This is a genomic window from Streptomyces azureus (assembly GCF_001270025.1).
In the GTDB taxonomy this organism is placed as follows: domain Bacteria; phylum Actinomycetota; class Actinomycetes; order Streptomycetales; family Streptomycetaceae; genus Streptomyces; species Streptomyces azureus.
Genome location: NZ_DF968268.1, coordinates 56824 through 72730 on the forward strand (window position 1 = coordinate 56824; position 15907 = coordinate 72730).

Genomic DNA, 15907 nt, shown 5'->3' on the forward strand with positions numbered 1-15907 from the left:
CCAAGTGGCCGCGACCGGGCGGCGCCAGAGGGTCGAGAATCACTGGCCTGATTCAGGCGGCGTGGCCGGCTTCCCGCTCCAGGGGCCGCGCCACCGCCTTGGCGGCCCGTACCTGCTTCCTGCGCTGCCGCCGGCTGATGCGCGGCTCCTGGTCCGGCAGCCACCCGAAGGTGAGGCAGCTGCCGGCCACGCCCAGGAGCAGGCCCACGAAGAAGCCGCCCAGGTTCGAGGTCAGCCAGGTCCCCAGGGAGACCAGCACCCCGATGACCGAGTAGAACAACCGCTGGGAGGGGTTGAAGAGGATCAGTACGCCGCACAGCAGCATCACGGCCGGGAGAAGATAGCCGGCCAGGCCCTGCATGCCGACGTGCAGGATGACGTCCAGCGACGCCTTCAGCGTGAGCAGGACCTCCGCCCCGCCCAGGGCGAGCAGCAGCCCGCCCCAGAAGGGGCGGCCCGCCCGCCACCGGCGGAAGGCGGGCCGGATCTTCCCGCGCGGTCCGCCGGGCATCAGCAACCCGACCCGCTGAAGCCCAGTTTCAGCCCGGGCAGCTTGAACACGCCGGCGGTCGTGGCGTAGTTGGTCTGCCGCAGGTTGGCGATGCGCACGGTGTCGGACTGCTGGCTGAAGACGCCTATCGGACCGCGGCCCAGGTCCCCGGCCTTGTTGAGCTTGCTGGCGTCGTTGCCGATCTCGATGTTCTTGAAGGCCGCGTCGCCCGAGAGCTCCGTGGAGTCGGTGGTCAGGTCGCTGGCCCGGACCTTCTCCGCGCCGCCACCCGCCCTGATGACCAGGTTCGTGCCGCCCAGGTCCACGCTCTGGCACAGCTTGGTGAGCGTCGCGTCCTTGATCACGGACGTGACGACCAGCACCTGACCGCCGCTGTCACCCGCGTTCGGGCTGCCCTCGGCCATCTCGTCCAGGCCGCCGAACTGCGCGAAGCCGGTGCCGTTCAGCTCGGTGGCGGTGACCGTGAACGGCATGCCGGAGATCGCGAACTGCACGCCCAGCGCCCCTTCGGCGGTGAGGACCGCGAGGCCGGCGGCGACCGCGGCGGCCGGCACCGCCATCACCGCGGCCCGGCGTGCCCGGACCCGCCCGCGTCGCGCGGGAACGTCACCGACGTCGGCGGTGGCGGGGCCTTCCGGTCTTTCGGAGGTGTGCTCGGCGGAGGAGGTCATGTCTGCTCCAGGTGCGTGTCGGTGCGGATCGGACGTCGGTGGCACGTTGCCCTGGCGCGGACACCGACCGCGTGCGCACGTCTCCCCGCAACTCCCGTTGGTTGCAAGGGCTTTCTCGTTGCGCCGCAGTAGCCGACTCGGAAGTTACCGGGGGTTACATGAAGGGTCAAGGGAAGTGTGGACAAAGAGTGTGGGATGTGTGCCGCATGTGAGTCACCGTCCTTCGTGAAGGCGCAGAGAACGCACAACTCCCTTGCGAGGCCTTGACGTTGGCTGACGCCCAGGTCTACAACTCTCCTCGTCCCACCGGATCCGTGGCGCCGGATCCGCCGCGCGGCACTGTCCGCGTGTTCCGGACTGCTCGTCCCGTACGGGCAGCTTGCCGCCCGGCGCGTCCGCACGGGCTTTCCGCTGCCCGAGTCCGCTCCTCCACGGCATCGGCACGGGCCCTTCCTCAGCGCGCCGTGCCACCAGCCACCCCCCGCTCGGCCCGGCCGGAGGCCTGTCCCCGTGCGCGCCTCCGGCCGGTCACCGGACTGCCGTTGCCGGTCCGTCACGTACGGAGAAGGCGTAACGGGCCGGCGGCGGCGGACGCCGAACCGCGTCCCCGCACCCTCACCCCGCTTCAGAGAAGAGGTACACCCGCATGCGTACGCGCACCCTCCTCACCCTCACCGCCGCCGTCGCCGCCCTGGGCCTCACCGCCCCCGCCTCGGCGGCCGACACCCCCGTCCTGACCACCACCGACGGCGCGGCCGTCGCGGTCGGCGATGTCCTCGACGCGTCCCTGGCGAGCGGCACCGCCGCCACCTTCTACTCCAGCGCGACCGGCACCAGCGGCATCTCGTGCACCTCGTCGGCGTTCGCCGCCACCGTCACCGACAACCCGGCCGCTCCCGGCACCGCCACCGAGTCCCTGACCTCACACAGCTTCGACACCAGCGGCTGCACCGCCAACGTCGTCGGAGTGCTCGGCGTCAGCGGCATCACCGTCGACAACCTGCCCTACACCACCAGCGTGTCCTCGGACGGCACCGTCTCCGTGACGCCGGGCGCGGGCTCCGCCATCCAGTCCACGGTCCGGCTGCGCACCCTGCTCGGCACCATCAACTGCGTCTACCGGGCACCCAGCCTGACCGGCACGGCGAGCAACGCCGACAACAGCATCACCTTCACCAACCAGCAGTTCACGAAGACGTCCGGCTCGTCGCTGTGCTTCGCCAACGCGTTCTTCACCGCCAAGTACTCGCCGGTGACCAAGGGAGGCGTCGCCGTCAACGTCAACTGACCGCTGACGAGCGTCGGTTCAGCGCCGACGCAGCCGTACCGCCAGGGCGGCGCCGCCGGTGAGCAACAGCACCGCCGCGGCGCCGCCCGCCAGCATGGGGGTGGACGGGCCGGAGGCGGATTCGGAGGTGGGTCCGGACGCGGACTCAGAGACGGGCTCGGAGGTGGGGCCGGAGTTCGAGGCCAACGGGGTGCTCTCCTTCTCCACTCCCCGCGACTCCTTCTCCTCCTGCTTGTTCTCCGGGAGCGTCCCGTCCTTCTTCTCCGGGAACACCACGTCCGAGCAGGAGTAGTACGTGTCCGGCGTACTGCTGTTCTGCCAGACCGTGTACAGCACGTGCCGCCCGGACCGGTCGGACGGCAGGGTCGCCTCGACGCGGTACGCGCCGTCCGTCAGGGCCGGGTCCGTCACCTCGGCGAACGGCTTCGCGGGCAGGTCGGACCAGGACAGCGGCCCGGCCGGGTCGTAGCCGGGCTTCGTCAGGTACATCCGGAACGTGCCGGTGTGCGGGATCGTCGATACGTACCGCATGGTCAGCGTCTCGCCGGGCGTCATCCGGGTCGCCGGCCAGTCGGCGCGGGCGAGGTCGAGCCCCTTGTATCCGGGCAGGCCCCCGCTGCACAGCTTCCCGTCGGGGACGACCTGCCGGTCCCGGCCGTCCACGTTCGCCACCCGCAGGTTGTCCCACGCCGCGAAGGGCGCGCCGTTCGCCGCGACGGCCGCACGGCACGCCGCCGAGCCCGCTCGCCCGCCGCCCTCGGGGGAGCAGGCCACCACCCGGCTCACCGGATCCGTCGGCGCACCGTGCGCCCGCGCCGGACCCGCCGCCCACAGCGGCAGCAGCAACGGGGTCACGAGGGCGGCCGCGAGCGCGGCGCGGTGTGCGGTCGTACGGGGCATCCGTCTGCGTCTCCTCGGCCGGGCCGGAGCGGTCGGTAGTGCAATACGGGCAACCGGCCCGGCGCGTTCACCGCGCCACGACCTGTTCGAAAAGGGGGCCATTCGCGCCCAACTGCCCACCATAGAGGGTTGGTTTCCGGCTCGATCGAGGGTTTCCCCCGTATCCCGATGACCTTCCCTTTGCCTATCGTTCGAGCACAGCTGACCCACAGGTAACCCCGGACGGGTCCGCTCCCCACACGCCTGGCCGGCCACCGCGTCGCTCTTTCGAACCACCCCCCTCCGCTTCAGCGAGGAAGCGCATCCACCGCCGCTCCGCCCAGCCCGGAGTCCGGCCACGAAAGGCAACGACCGTGCGTATCTCCCCAGAGCTCAGACGGAAGCTGATATCCGTCACTGCCGTCTCCGCCGCCCTGCTGACCGCCGCCCCCGCCTCGGTCGCCGTCGCCCAGGAGACCGCCCCCCGGCCCACCGTCCCGGCCGCCCAGGCCGAGGCCGCCCCCGGCACCCCGGCCGAGCGGCTCATCGTCGGCTACAAGTCCGGCGCCAGCGAGGCCAAGTCCGACAAGGCCGCCGCCGCCGACGCCGCGGCCAAGGCCGAGAAGACCGGCGAGGACGTCGACTTCCAGCGCCGCCTCGGCACCGGCGCCGCCCTCGTCGACCTGGGCACGAACCCCGCCCGGGCGGACGTCGCCGACGTCGTCGCCCAGTACCAGGCCGACCCGCAGGTCGCCTACGTCGTGCCGGACCGCCTGAACAAGCCGACGGCCGTCACGCCGAACGACACCGACTACGGCAAGCAGTGGGACCTGTTCGAGTCCACCGCGGGCATGAACGTCCCCGCCGCCTGGGACACCACCACCGGCACCGGCGTGACCGTCGCCGTCATCGACACCGGTTACGTCGCCCACTCGGACCTGGCCGCGAACATCGTCGGCGGCTACGACTTCATCTCCGACACGGCCGTCTCCGTCGACGGCAACGGCCGTGACAGCAACCCGGCCGACCCGGGCGACTGGAACAACGCGGGCGAGTGCGGCCCGGGATTCCCCGCGTCCAACTCCTCCTGGCACGGCACCCACGTGGCCGGCACCATCGCCGCCGCCACCAACAACGGCAAGGGTGTCGCCGGTATCGCCTACGGCGCGAAGATCTCCCCGGTCCGCGTGCTGGGCAAGTGCGGCGGCTACGACTCCGACATCATCGACGCCATCACCTGGGCGTCCGGCGGCAGCGTCTCGGGCGTGCCCGCCAACACCAACGTCGCCAAGGTCATCAACATGAGCCTCGGCGGGGGCGGCGCCTGCTCCAGCGCGACCCAGAGCGCCATCAACGGCGCCGTGAACCGCGGCACCTCGGTCGTCGTCGCGGCCGGCAACGAGAACCAGAACGTCTCCAACGCCTCCCCGGCGAACTGCAACAACGTGATCACGGTCGCCGCGACCAACCGCGCGGGCAGCCGTGCCTCCTACTCCAACTACGGCTCGCTCGTCGACATCGCCGCCCCCGGCGGCGAGACCAGGACCTCCAAGGCCAACGGCATCCTGTCCACGCTGAACTCGGGCACCAAGACGCCGTCGAGCGAGAACTACGACTACTACCAGGGCACCAGCATGGCCACCCCGCACGTCGCGGGCCTCGCCGCCCTGATGAAGTCGGCCAACTCGGCCCTCACCCCCGCGCAGATCGAGTCGGCCATCAAGGTCAACGCCCGTGCGCTGCCCGGCACCTGCTCCGGCGGCTGCGGCGCCGGCCTCGCGGACGCCGCCAAGACGGTCCAGGCCGTCAAGGGCGGTACGTCCACCGGCACGACCTTCTCCAGCACCACCGCCGTCGCCATCCCGGACAGCGGCCCGGCGATCGAGTCGCCGATCAGCGTCACCGGCCGCAGCGGCAACGCCCCGTCGGCCCTCCAGGTCGGCGTCGACATCACCCACACCTACCGCGGCGACCTCGTCATCGACCTGATCGCGCCGGACGGTTCGGCGTACCGTCTGAAGTCCGCAGCCTCCGACTCCGCCGACAACGTGAACACCACCTACACGGTGAACGCCTCCGGTGAGACCGCCAACGGCACCTGGAAGCTGCGTGTCCAGGACACCGCGGCGCAGGACACCGGCACGCTCAACGGCTGGAAGCTGACCTTCTGATCCTTCTGAATCTCCTGGTCCTCCTTCGACGAGGACGCTGAACGGGCAACTCGCAAGCGGGCGGGCCGACCGGTGCGGATGGGGCACCGGGCGGCCCGCCTTTACGTGCGGCCGCACAACCCCCACAGTTAGATACCGAACGTGCTGTTTTCTTTCACCAGTTGCGATTGATTTGCCGGATCTGCACCCGCACTCCGGCACACTGGTGTGGTGAACACCGTCTGAGGGTGAGTTATCGTGTACGCGGGGTTAAAAACAAACGGCATGACCCGTTCATTTCGGTCCCGGGAGAGTTCAGTCGATGGCGAGGCAGTTGCGAGCCGAGCAGACCCGCTCGACGATCATCACGGCCGCCGCTGACCTGTTCGACCGTCGTGGCTACGAATCGACCAGTCTCAGCGACATCGTGGAGCACGCTCAGGTCACCAAGGGCGCCCTGTACTTCCACTTCGCGGCGAAGGAGGACCTCGCCCACGCGATCCTCGAACTCCAGTCGCACACGGCCCGCCGGCTGGCGGCGGAAACCGACCATCGCGGCCACACGTCCCTCGAGGCGCTGATGCGCCTCACGTTCGGCATCACCCGTATGTCCGTCGAGGACCCGGTCCTCAGGGCCGGCCTGCGGCTCGCCACCGGAGGGATCCGGCCCCGTCCGCCGCTGAGCCATCCGTTCACGGAGTGGCTGGACATCGTCACGGCCCGGCTCGTCGGCGCGGTCAGGGACTCCGACGTCCACCCGGACATCGATATCGATGTCGTGGCCCACTCTCTGGTCTGTTTCTTCGTCGGCACCCGGGTCGTGGGCCGCTCCCGCGAGCCCGTCACGCGCCAGCCCCGCCGGACGGCCGAGATGTGGAACATACTCATCCGCGGCCTGGTCCCGGTGACCCGCCGCGCCCGCTACCTGAGCCTGGCGGCCCGCCTGGAACGGGAACTGGCACCGGTCTGACGGTCTCGGGCGGGATGATGCGCCCCGGGTGAGCCACGGCCCCGACCGGGCCGGCCGGGACATGGCGCCCGCGCGCTACGGTGAGCCGCATGCCCGACACCCCATCCGCACCCGTGCTCCTCGGCGACCAGCCGGGCTCCTTCCCCCACAGCGTGCTCGCCGAGCGGCACCCGGCCATCATCCGGCAGGTGCGCGAGGCCTTCCCGTACGAACCCGGGCAGCACCGCGCGCTCGACGAACTGCTGGCGAACTGCACCAAGGGCGAGATCGAACCGCTCCCCGCCGACGCGCACGACCGCAACCTCTGGGAGACCTGGGGGCTGCGCGAGTACAGCGGCCGGTCCTGGTTCGACGTGCCGTGGCTCTGGTCCGAGAGCTGGTTCTACCGCCGACTGCTCCAGGCCGTCGGCTACTTCGGCCCCGGCCCCTGGCAGGGTATCGACCCCTTCCGCCCCTTCAAACTGGCCGAACTCGACTCCCGTGAGACCGACGAGGAACTGGCCGCGCTCGACGACCTCGCCGGCCTGCCCGCCGGTGAACAGGCACAGGCCCTGCTGCACGGCTCCCTCTGGGGCAACCGCGCCGACCTCGGCTTCCGTCTCTCCGCCGAGGGCGCACGGACCACTGACGCCGCCCCCGGGCTGGTGGCCGACGACAGTGACCGCCTGTGGGCCCTGCTCGGCGACTCCGGTACGGGCACCCTGTGCCTGGTCGCCGACAACGCCGGCCGCGAACTCGTCCCCGACCTGCTCCTCATCGCCCATCTCCTGGCCCACGGGCGCATCGGACGGGCCGTCCTGCACGTCAAGCCCTACCCGTACTACGTCTCCGACGCCACCACCGCCGACGTCGTCGACGCACTGCGCCGGCTGACCGGTGCCGGGGGAGCGGCCGCCGCGTACGGACAGCGTCTGTGGTCCGCCCTGGCAGACGGCCGCCTGACCCTCCGCGCCCATCCCTTCTCCTGCGCCCCGCTGCCGTACGAGCAGATGCCCGGCGACCTGCGCGCCGACTTCGCCTCGGCCACACTCACCGTCGTCAAGGGCGACCTCAACTACCGCCGCCTGGTGGGCGACCGGCTCTGGGCTCCGACCACGCCGTTCCCGGACGTCACCGCGTACTTCCCCGGCCCGGTCGCCGCCCTGCGCACCCTGAAGTCCGACGTGATCACCGGCCTCGACGCGCGGACCGAGGCCGAACTGGTCGCCGCGGAGGACCAGCGCTGGCGCACCAGCGGCACGCACGCGCTGATCCAGATGAGCATCCCCGGGTAGGTCAGAACACCCTCACGTCCTGCCACACCAGCCGGTGGTCCGACGTCGGGACCGTCGTGCCGTCCCCCACCAGCCGGTACAGGGGGTCGCCGGGCGTCGGCCAGAACACGCCGTTCGCGCCCGGTGCCAGCCCCCGGGACGGGATGACGTGGTCGACGCGCAGGTTGCCGGGCGCGGTGTCGCCGAAGTCGGCGGTGTCGTACGCCGGATCACCGATGTGCGAGGCGTTCGCGCCGCCCTGGAGCCGGGCCGCTTCCACCCCGCCCCTGCTCGCCGGCGGCTCGGCCGGCAGGTTGACCGCCGGGTGCTCCAGCAGCTGCCGTACGGCGTGGTCGTAGCTGTCGCCGTCGTACGGATCGGCGTTGAGGTCTCCCGCGATCACGAACCGCGCCCCGGGCCGCAGTCCGCCGCGCCGGCCCCGGTCGTCGTACAGGTAGGCGCCGCGCCGGCGTCCCCCGATGTAGTCGGCCCACAGGCGTATCTCGTCGTGGTTGCGCCGGCCGTTGCGGTCCTCGGGGCCGTCGAAGGTGGGCGGGGTCGGGTGCGACACCAGGAAATGCACGGTGGACCGGCCGATCCGCACGGGCACGTCCCAGTGGCTCTTGGAGGACAGGCGCAGGATCGCCCGGGCCTCGTCGCTGTAGTAGCCCTCGGGCATGACGTTGCCCGGCATGTCCTTCCACAGGAAGTGCTGGAAGGTGCGCACCGCGCGCGTGTCGATCGGGTACTTGGACAGCACGACCATGCCGTACTGGCCGGGGAACCAGCCGTACCCGTAGGCGTCCTGCCCGTAGGCGTCCGAACCGGGCGTCGTCACGGCCCCGTTCTTCCCGTCCAGGTCCACTCCCGTGGCGACGCCCGTGTTCACGGGGCCGGTGAAGCGGTACGGATAGCGGACCGCGCGGGCGCCACGCTGCCCCACCTCCAGGTAGTCGCGCAGGAACAGGCGGACCGCCGCGCCCTGGTCGTCGTAGTCGAACTCGTTGATCAGCAGCACGTCCGGGTCGACCCGCTGGATCGTCTCGGCGGCATTGCGTGCCTGGGTGTTGTCCGGGGTGGACAGGTCCCGGACCAGGGCGCCCCGCGCGGAGCGGTTCAGGGAGGCGTTGAACGTGGCGAACCGCACGGTGCGCCCGTGCCGTTCGGACGCCGAGGCGCTCAGGGCGGTCGCACCGGCCAGCGCCGCCCCCGCGAGCGAGGTGAGCGCGGCCCGGCGCGGCAGGGCTCGGGACTGCTTCATGGTGGACTCCGGTGAACGAGGTGAACGAGAGGGACGTGACTGCCAGGGTTCGGGCGTAAGTCTGCGCGCGTAGAGGTGAACGCCACAAGGCCCGGCGAGAACTCCCGCATTCATGCCCGATTCACGCGATGGTGTGATCATGTCCCGCCCGGCGGATGCCGCCGCGAGGTGCCGGGTAGGGCCCGGCCATGACGCAGCCGTTCGAACTCCCGCACTTCTACATGCCGCATCCCGCGCGGCTGAACCCCCATCTCGACGAGGCCAGGGCCCATTCGACCGACTGGGCGCGCGAGATGGGCATGCTGGAGGGATCCGGCGTCTGGGAGCAGGCCGACCTCGACGCGCACGACTACGGCCTGCTCTGCGCCTACACTCACCCCGACTGCGACGGCCCCGCCCTCTCCCTCATCACCGACTGGTACGTGTGGGTCTTCTTCTTCGACGACCACTTCCTGGAGATGTACAAGCGCAGCCAGGACCGCGTCGCCGGCAAGGCCCACCTGGACCGGCTGCCCCTCTTCATGCCGCTGGACCTCTCGACTCCCGTACCGGAGCCGGAGAACCCGGTCGAGGCGGGCCTCGCCGACCTGTGGGCGCGTACGGTCCCGAAGATGTCGCAGGACTGGCGCCGCCGCTTCGCCGTGGCGACCGAGCACCTGCTGAACGAGTCCCTGTGGGAGCTGTCCAACATCAACGAGGGGCGGATCGCCAACCCCGTCGAGTACATCGAGATGCGCCGCAAGGTGGGCGGCGCCCCCTGGTCGGCGGGCCTCGTGGAGTACGCGACGGCCGAAGTGCCCGCATCCGTCGCGGAGTCCAGGCCGCTCAGGGTGCTGATGGAGACGTTCTCCGACGCCGTGCACCTGCGCAACGACCTGTTCTCCTACCAGCGGGAGGTCGAGGACGAGGGCGAGAACAGCAACGGCGTGCTCGTCCTGGAGACCTTCTTCGGCTGCACCACCCAGGAGGCCGCCGACACCGTCAACGACATCCTCACCTCCCGCCTCCAGCAGTTCGAGCACACGGCGTTCACCGAAGTGCCCGCGGTGGCCCTGGAGAACGGCCTCACTCCCGGCGAGGTCGCGGCCGTGGCGGCGTACACCAAGGGACTCCAGGACTGGCAGTCCGGCGGCCACGAGTGGCATCTGCGCTCCAGCCGCTACATGAACGAGAACGCGCGCGGCACCAGGCCGTGGCCGGGATGCAGCGGCATGGGCACCTCCGCCGCCGACGTCCGCGCCCTGCTCGCCGCGGCAGGAGCCGAGCGGCTGCGCGCCTACACGCACGTGCCGTACCAGAAGGTCGGGCCGTCCCGGATCCCCGACATCCGCATGCCGTTCCCGCTTCAGCTCAGCCCGCATCTCGACGCCGCCCGCCGGAACCTGACCGACTGGGTCAACCGCATGGGCATCCTCGGCGAGGGCGTCTGGGACGCGGACAAACTCCGGGCCTACGACCTCCCGCTCTGCTCGGCGGGCCTCGATCCGGACGCCACGCCCGAGGCTCTCGACCTCAGCGCGCAGTGGCTCGCCTGGGGCACCTACGGCGACGACTACTACCCGCTGGTCTACGGCCACCGCCGCGACCTGGCCGCCGCCCGGCTGACCACGGCACGCCTGTCCGACTGCATGCCGGTCGCCGGCGAGGCACCGCCGGTCCCCGCCAACGCCATGGAGCGCGGCCTTCTCGACCTGTGGCTGCGCACCACCGCGGACATGACGCCCGAGGCGCGGCGCACCCTGAAGGACGCCATCAACGTCATGACCGAGAGCTGGGTGTGGGAACTGTCCAACCAGCTCCAGAACCGCGTCCCCGACCCGGTCGACTACCTGGAGATGCGCCGCGCGACCTTCGGCTCCGACCTCACCTTGAGCCTGTGCCGGATGGGCCACGGCCCGGCCGTCCCGCCCGAGATCTACCGCAGCGGCCCGGTCCGCTCCCTGGAGAACGCCGCGATCGACTTCGCGTGCCTGACCAACGACGTCTTCTCGTACCAGAAGGAGATCGAGTACGAGGGCGAGATCCACAACGCGGTCCTCGTCGTGCAGACCTTCTTCGGCTGCGACTACCCGACCGCCCTCGGCATCGTGCACGACCTGATGAGCCAGCGCATGCGGCAGTTCGAGCACGTGGTCGAGCACGAACTGCCCGTCCTGTACGAGGACTTCCGGCTCACGGACGAGGGGCGCGCCGTCATGCGGGAGTACGTGTCGGATCTTCAGAACTGGATGGCTGGCATCCTCAACTGGCACCGCGAGGTGGACCGTTACAAGGCCGACTGGCTGGCCCGGCGCGCCCACGGCTTCCTCCCGGACCGGCCGCCCGCCCTGCCCGTGCCCGCTCCCGGCTGAGGCGGCGCTTCCCGGCCAGACCCGCTCGGAACGGGACATCGCGAAACCCCCGGCAGTGCGCCGGGGGTCTTCCTGGGTGAGAGGAACAGACACCAGGTCCCCACCGACGGCGTCATCCAGATCACCGGCCCGGACGGCAAGACCAGTCCACCCCATGCACATCCAGCTGGCCGACTTCCAGCTCCTGGGCCGTGACGCCTGCGACGTGTCGGGCTTCGATCCGGCTGTGGGCGGCACCCGCACGCCGATCCGCTACGACGCCGGCACCTCCATCCCGCTCGCGCCCAACGAGCGCGGCCGGAAGGGCGTCTTCCGGGAGCCCGGGAACCAGATGCCGCGCGTCATGGGGGAGTTCGACGGCGCGCACGGCCGGTTCATGTACCACTGCCATCTGCTGGAGCACGAGGACATGGGCATGATGCGGCCCTTCGTCGCGATGCCTGAGCAGGTGCTGAAGTTCGACCACGACGGTGCCCACGGCGGCCACGGGGAGGGCCACACGGGCTGACCGGCACAGCGACCACGGCTCGCGCCGCGCCCGGTACCCCGGGTGCGGCGCGAGCCGTGCCGTCGTTCCCGCCTGTCCGGCGGCACGCACCACCCAACCGACGCCGGATCAGTCTCACTCGTTCGTGGCTCATCGCGCGCCGGAGCGCCGGGTAGAGCACCAGCCGTGATCGTTCCGCATCCGACGGGGGCGATCCGCACCATCCGGAGGCGAGCCATGGAACAGACCGCGCTGCGGCCCAAGCCGATGCCGGGTCAGGATCCCGACGGGGCGGCGTCGGCGACGGGGCGCGGCCCCGCGCGGCCCCGCCCGCGCACCGCCCGGCGTCGCGGGAGGCGGCTGCTCAACGTGCTGTGCGCCGCGTTCGCCGGCACGGTCCTGGTCCTGTCCGGGATCTGCCTCGGGGCGATGGGCGCCACGGTGATCGGCAAGGGCGGAGTCATCGATCCGCGAGGGCGGCACACGCCGTCGCCGCCCAGCACCTCGCCGTCCGCCGCCGCGTCCGCGCCCGCCGCCGTGACCCTCGGCGTGCAGGTCATGGACGCCGGGAAGCCGGGGGCCCTGGTCGTCGGGCTCCACGTCCCGGGGCCGGCTCAGGAGGCGGGCCTGGTGCGCGGCGACCTGCTCCTCGCCTTCGGCCCGACCCGCATCGACACGGCCGCCGACCTGGCCCGGGCCGTCGCCCGCGCCCGCCCCGGCGCGGAGGTGAAACTGACGGTGCGGCACCGCAGCGGCGGCTACCAGCAGCTGACGGTCGTACCGGCCGTCGTCACGTGAGCCACATCGTCACGTGAGCCACGTCGTCACCGACCCACGTCGTTACCTGACCCACGTCGTCACGTGACCACCCGGAAGTGGCTCGTGAGCCGCCCCGAGTCGTCCAGGACGTGGAAGGCGATCCCGGGCGGCGCGTCCCGGTCGGCGACCTGCTCGCCCTCCCAGGGCAGCCGCAGCGTCCACGTCACACCAGGGCCGACCACCAGCGGCCGCCCCGCGAACGAGGTCGCGGCGGGGGTGTGCGCGTGGCCGGTGATCAGACCCGCGATCTCGGGCCGGCGGGCCAGCAGCCCGGCCAGCCGGCCGGACTCCCGCAACTGGCACGAGTCGGGCAGCGGGTGGTGCAGTGCCACCGGCGGGTGGTGGAAGGCGAGCAGAGCCGGAAGGCCGCCGTCGAGTTCGTCGAGGGTCGCCTCGATCCAGCCGTACGTCTCCTCGTCCAGCTCCCTGTCGTCGCTGCCGGGGACGCTGGAGTCGCACATCAGCACGGCACCGTCGTCGAAGACCTGCACGCTGTTGACGGGCCCCTCCGCCCCCGGCAGGCCCAGCAGCGCCTTGCGGTAGGGCGCGCGGCTGTCGTGGTTGCCGGGGCAGGTCAGCACGGGGAACGGGACGTCGCCGTCGCGCAGCCCCAGGATGCGGGCGGCCTCCTCGTACTCCGGCTCGGTGCCGTGGTCCGCGATGTCCCCGGTCACCAGCAGCGCGTCCACATTCCGCCGAGCTCTCGACTTCGCTCGAGCAGGGGGGACCCCCATGGGCAGCTCCCACAGCCGGTCGCGCACCCGCTCGGCGCGTTCCGTCGCCCGCGTGCTCCCGTCCAGATGCAGATCGCTGATGTGTGCGAGTACGAGCACGGTCGTACGCCCCTCGATCGAACGGCTAATGGATGTCGAGCATCTAACCATTACTTCTAACGCCTGAGCAATCCTCTGCCATTAGCGGCGATGTTCGGGCGAAGTCCCCAGACGGCTCGCGTCGCCCCCTCCGGCCGGGCAGGATGCTGCCCGTAGCCCCTTCGTCCGTCCCTGGGAGGCCCGGATGACCGGAAGCACGGTGGTGTCCTTCACCGCCGACGACTACAGGGCCCGTATGGAGCGCGCCGCGCGGACGGCCGCCGAGGCCGGCCTCGCGGGCCTGCTGGTGGCCCCAGGTCCGGACCTGGTGTGGCTCACCGGTTACACGCCACCGGCGGTCACAGAACGGCTTACCCTGCTGGTCCTCGCCGCCGGACAGGACCCCGTCCTCGTCGTCCCCGCCCTGGAGGCCCCGGACGCGCAGAAGGCGGCCGGCGCCTCCGCCCTGACCCTGCGCGACTGGACCGACGGCAAGGACCCCTACGCCGCCACCGCCGCTCTGCTCGACACCTCGGGCCGGTTCGGCATCAGCGACAACGCCTGGGCGCTGCACCTGCTGGCGTTGCAGCAGGCCGTGCCCGGCAGCTCCTACACCTCGCTCACCGAGGCCCTGCCGATGCTGCGCGCCGTCAAGGACGCGGCGGAGATGGAGCTCATGACGGCCGCGGGAGCCGCCGCCGACGCGACGTTCGAGGAGATCCGCGACGTGCCCTTCGCCGGCCGCCGGGAGGCGGAGGTGGCCGCCGACCTCGACCGGCTGCTGCGCCGGTACGGACACGAGCAGGTCGACTTCACCATCGTCGCCTCAGGCCCGAACGGCGCCAACCCGCACCACGAGGCCGGCGACCGCGTCATCGAACGCGGCGACATGGTCGTCCTGGACTTCGGCGGCCTGAAGGACGGCTACGGCTCCGACACCTCCCGCACGGTCCACGTCGGCGAACCCACCGACGAGGAGCGCCGCGTGCACGACATCGTGCGCGAGGCCCAGGAGGCGGGGTTCCGCGCCGTGCGGCCTGGCGCCGCCTGCCAGGACGTCGACCGGGCCGCCCGCGCGGTCATCGCCGACGCCGGCTACGGCGAGTACTTCATCCATCGCACCGGACACGGCATCGGCGTCACCACCCACGAGCCGCCATACATGATCGAGGGCGAGGAGCGGCCCCTCGTGCCCGGCATGTGCTTCTCCGTGGAACCCGGCATCTATCTGCCCGGCCGGTTCGGCGTGCGCATCGAGGACATCGTGACCGTCACCGAGGACGGTGGACGGCGTCTGAACACCACCGCCCGCGAGCTGGTCATAGTGGAGTGACGCCACCGATGTCCCCCACACGCCTCCCGAACGGCAACGGCGCGACCATGACCAAGGCACCGACACCCACCGCGGACACCGTCCGCCGACTGGTCCGTTCCCTCCTCAAGGATGGCCAGGACGGGCAGGACGGCAAGGACATCAAGCAGGGCAAGGAAGGCAAGGGCGGCAGGGAGGCCCGGCAGGGAAGGGGCCCCGCCGCCGGCCTCGACGTCCGGCCCGCCACCGAGGGTGCCGACCCGGCCACCTGGTGGGTCGGCACCCGTCATGTGCTGCGCCTCGCCCCCGATCGCGAGGCCACCGTGCGCCAGCGCCGCGAACTGCGCCTGCGCGACCTCGTCCGCCCGCACGTCCCGGTGGCGGTGCCGGTCAGCGTGGCGCACGGCGAGTGGGCGCCCGGGCTGGCCTGCACGCTGGACACCAAGGTGCCCGGCGGCTCGGGAGAGGCGCACGACCTGTCCGCCGTCGGCGAGGCCGACCTCGCCGGACTGCTCACGGGGCTGCGCGAGGTGCCGGTCCGGCAGGCCGAGACCCTCGGCGTGCCGCGTGCCGCGCCGCGCTCCCTGGAGGCGCTGCGCCGGGCCGCCGTACGGGCCGCCGAACGCCTCGCCGGCGCCGACGAGTTCGACGCCGACCGCCTGAACCAGCTCACGGCGCCCGCCGCGGCCCAGCTCGCCGCCCAGTCCGGCTCGGCGGTCCTCACCCACCACGCCCTCACGGGCGGCCATCTCGTGGTCAGCGCCGACGGACGGGTGCGCGGCGTCCTCGGCTGGGCCGACGCGGTCGTCGGCGACCCGGCCGAGGACATCGCGGGCCTCGCTCTCGCCGTCGGCTCACCCGCCGCCGTACGCGCCGCCACCCTCGCCGGCTACGGCGCCCGCCCCTGCCTGCGCGGCCTGTGGCTCGCCCGCTGCGACACGGTCGTCCACCTCGCCGGGGCCCTCACGAGCCGGGACGCGGGCCGGCTCACCCTGCTGCGCACGCAGGTGCGCCGGGCCTGGGAGCCGATCCTGCTGGAACGGGTGACGGACCTGCGGGACACGGACGACGCCCTCTAGGCCCAACGCCGTTCAGTTAGGCGTGGGGGCTGTTCGTCAAGGCTGGTGAACGAGGCAGCGGAGC

13 protein-coding genes and 1 pseudogene are annotated in these 15907 nt (G+C 71.8%); 9 read left to right on the plus strand and 5 right to left on the minus strand.

What is annotated here, in order from left to right; all coding sequences use genetic code 11:
• Nucleotides 1–52: 52 nt before the first annotated feature.
• Together AOQ53_RS16840 and AOQ53_RS16845 are read right to left on the minus strand one after the other, a co-directional pair.
• Entirely contained in the window at nt 53–511 is a 459-nt protein-coding gene (locus AOQ53_RS16840) for a DUF6114 domain-containing protein (protein ID WP_059418170.1), read from the minus strand.
• The gene (locus AOQ53_RS16845) at nt 511–1182 is read right to left on the minus strand and encodes a DUF6230 family protein (RefSeq protein ID WP_059418172.1); all 672 of its coding nucleotides are present in this window, start codon (nt 1180–1182) and stop codon (nt 511–513) included. Before AOQ53_RS16845 ends, AOQ53_RS16840 begins: the two co-directional genes overlap by 1 nt.
• Nucleotides 1183–1828: 646 nt before the next feature.
• Between AOQ53_RS16845 and AOQ53_RS16850 the strand changes: the two genes are divergently transcribed.
• On the plus strand, nt 1829–2470 hold the full coding sequence (locus tag AOQ53_RS16850; protein ID WP_059418175.1) for a hypothetical protein: 642 nt from the start codon (nt 1829–1831) through the stop codon (nt 2468–2470).
• 18 nt (nt 2471–2488) lie between these two features.
• Here AOQ53_RS16850 and AOQ53_RS16855 read toward each other — a convergent pair whose 3' ends face one another.
• Entirely contained in the window at nt 2489–3370 is an 882-nt protein-coding gene (locus AOQ53_RS16855; RefSeq protein WP_059418176.1) for a lytic polysaccharide monooxygenase auxiliary activity family 9 protein, read from the minus strand.
• A 353-nt stretch (nt 3371–3723) separates the two neighbouring features.
• Here AOQ53_RS16855 and AOQ53_RS16860 point away from each other — a divergent pair, with 353 nt between their 5' ends.
• From AOQ53_RS16860 to AOQ53_RS16870, 3 genes are all read left to right on the plus strand, one after another.
• Entirely contained in the window at nt 3724–5520 is a 1797-nt protein-coding gene (locus tag AOQ53_RS16860; RefSeq protein WP_059418178.1) for a S8 family peptidase, read from the plus strand.
• Between the two features lie 301 nt (nt 5521–5821).
• Nucleotides 5822–6469: a ScbR family autoregulator-binding transcription factor gene (locus AOQ53_RS16865; RefSeq protein WP_059418180.1), complete on the plus strand. Its 648-nt coding sequence runs from the start codon at nt 5822–5824 to the stop codon at nt 6467–6469.
• Nucleotides 6470–6558: 89 nt separating this feature from the next.
• Nucleotides 6559–7743 carry a damage-control phosphatase ARMT1 family protein gene (locus AOQ53_RS16870; protein ID WP_059418181.1) on the plus strand — a complete coding sequence of 395 codons (1185 nt, stop codon included), beginning with the start codon at nt 6559–6561 and terminating at the stop codon, nt 7741–7743.
• A 1-nt stretch (nt 7744) separates the two neighbouring features.
• Here the strand turns inward: AOQ53_RS16870 and AOQ53_RS16875 are convergent, their stop codons facing one another.
• On the minus strand, nt 7745–8983 hold the full coding sequence (locus tag AOQ53_RS16875; protein ID WP_059418183.1) for an endonuclease/exonuclease/phosphatase family protein: 1239 nt from the start codon (nt 8981–8983) through the stop codon (nt 7745–7747).
• 188 nt (nt 8984–9171) lie between these two features.
• Between AOQ53_RS16875 and cyc2 the strand changes: the two genes are divergently transcribed.
• The 3 genes and pseudogenes from cyc2 to AOQ53_RS16890 all read left to right on the plus strand — a co-directional run bounded on the left by cyc2 (nt 9172) and on the right by AOQ53_RS16890 (nt 12619).
• Nucleotides 9172–11334 carry a germacradienol/geosmin synthase Cyc2 gene (gene cyc2 / locus AOQ53_RS16880; protein ID WP_059418185.1) on the plus strand — a complete coding sequence of 721 codons (2163 nt, stop codon included), beginning with the start codon at nt 9172–9174 and terminating at the stop codon, nt 11332–11334.
• 145 nt (nt 11335–11479) lie between these two features.
• Nucleotides 11480–11842 (plus strand): annotated as a pseudogene (locus tag AOQ53_RS16885) (multicopper oxidase domain-containing protein); the annotation flags it as partial.
• 216 nt (nt 11843–12058) lie between these two features.
• Nucleotides 12059–12619 (plus strand): PDZ domain-containing protein, encoded by a 561-nt coding sequence (locus tag AOQ53_RS16890; RefSeq protein ID WP_059418189.1) that lies wholly within the window; start codon nt 12059–12061, stop codon nt 12617–12619.
• A gap of 59 nt (nt 12620–12678) precedes the next feature.
• Here AOQ53_RS16890 and AOQ53_RS16895 read toward each other — a convergent pair whose 3' ends face one another.
• Nucleotides 12679–13473 carry a metallophosphoesterase gene (locus AOQ53_RS16895; protein ID WP_174523304.1) on the minus strand — a complete coding sequence of 265 codons (795 nt, stop codon included), beginning with the start codon at nt 13471–13473 and terminating at the stop codon, nt 12679–12681.
• A 184-nt stretch (nt 13474–13657) separates the two neighbouring features.
• Between AOQ53_RS16895 and AOQ53_RS16900 the strand changes: the two genes are divergently transcribed.
• Nucleotides 13658–14785 carry an aminopeptidase P family protein gene (locus AOQ53_RS16900; RefSeq protein ID WP_059418194.1) on the plus strand — a complete coding sequence of 376 codons (1128 nt, stop codon included), beginning with the start codon at nt 13658–13660 and terminating at the stop codon, nt 14783–14785.
• A 47-nt stretch (nt 14786–14832) separates the two neighbouring features.
• Complete coding sequence (locus tag AOQ53_RS16905; protein WP_059418205.1) at nt 14833–15843, plus strand: aminoglycoside phosphotransferase family protein; 1011 nt, start codon at nt 14833–14835, stop codon at nt 15841–15843.
• Nucleotides 15844–15907: the final 64 nt, after the last annotated feature.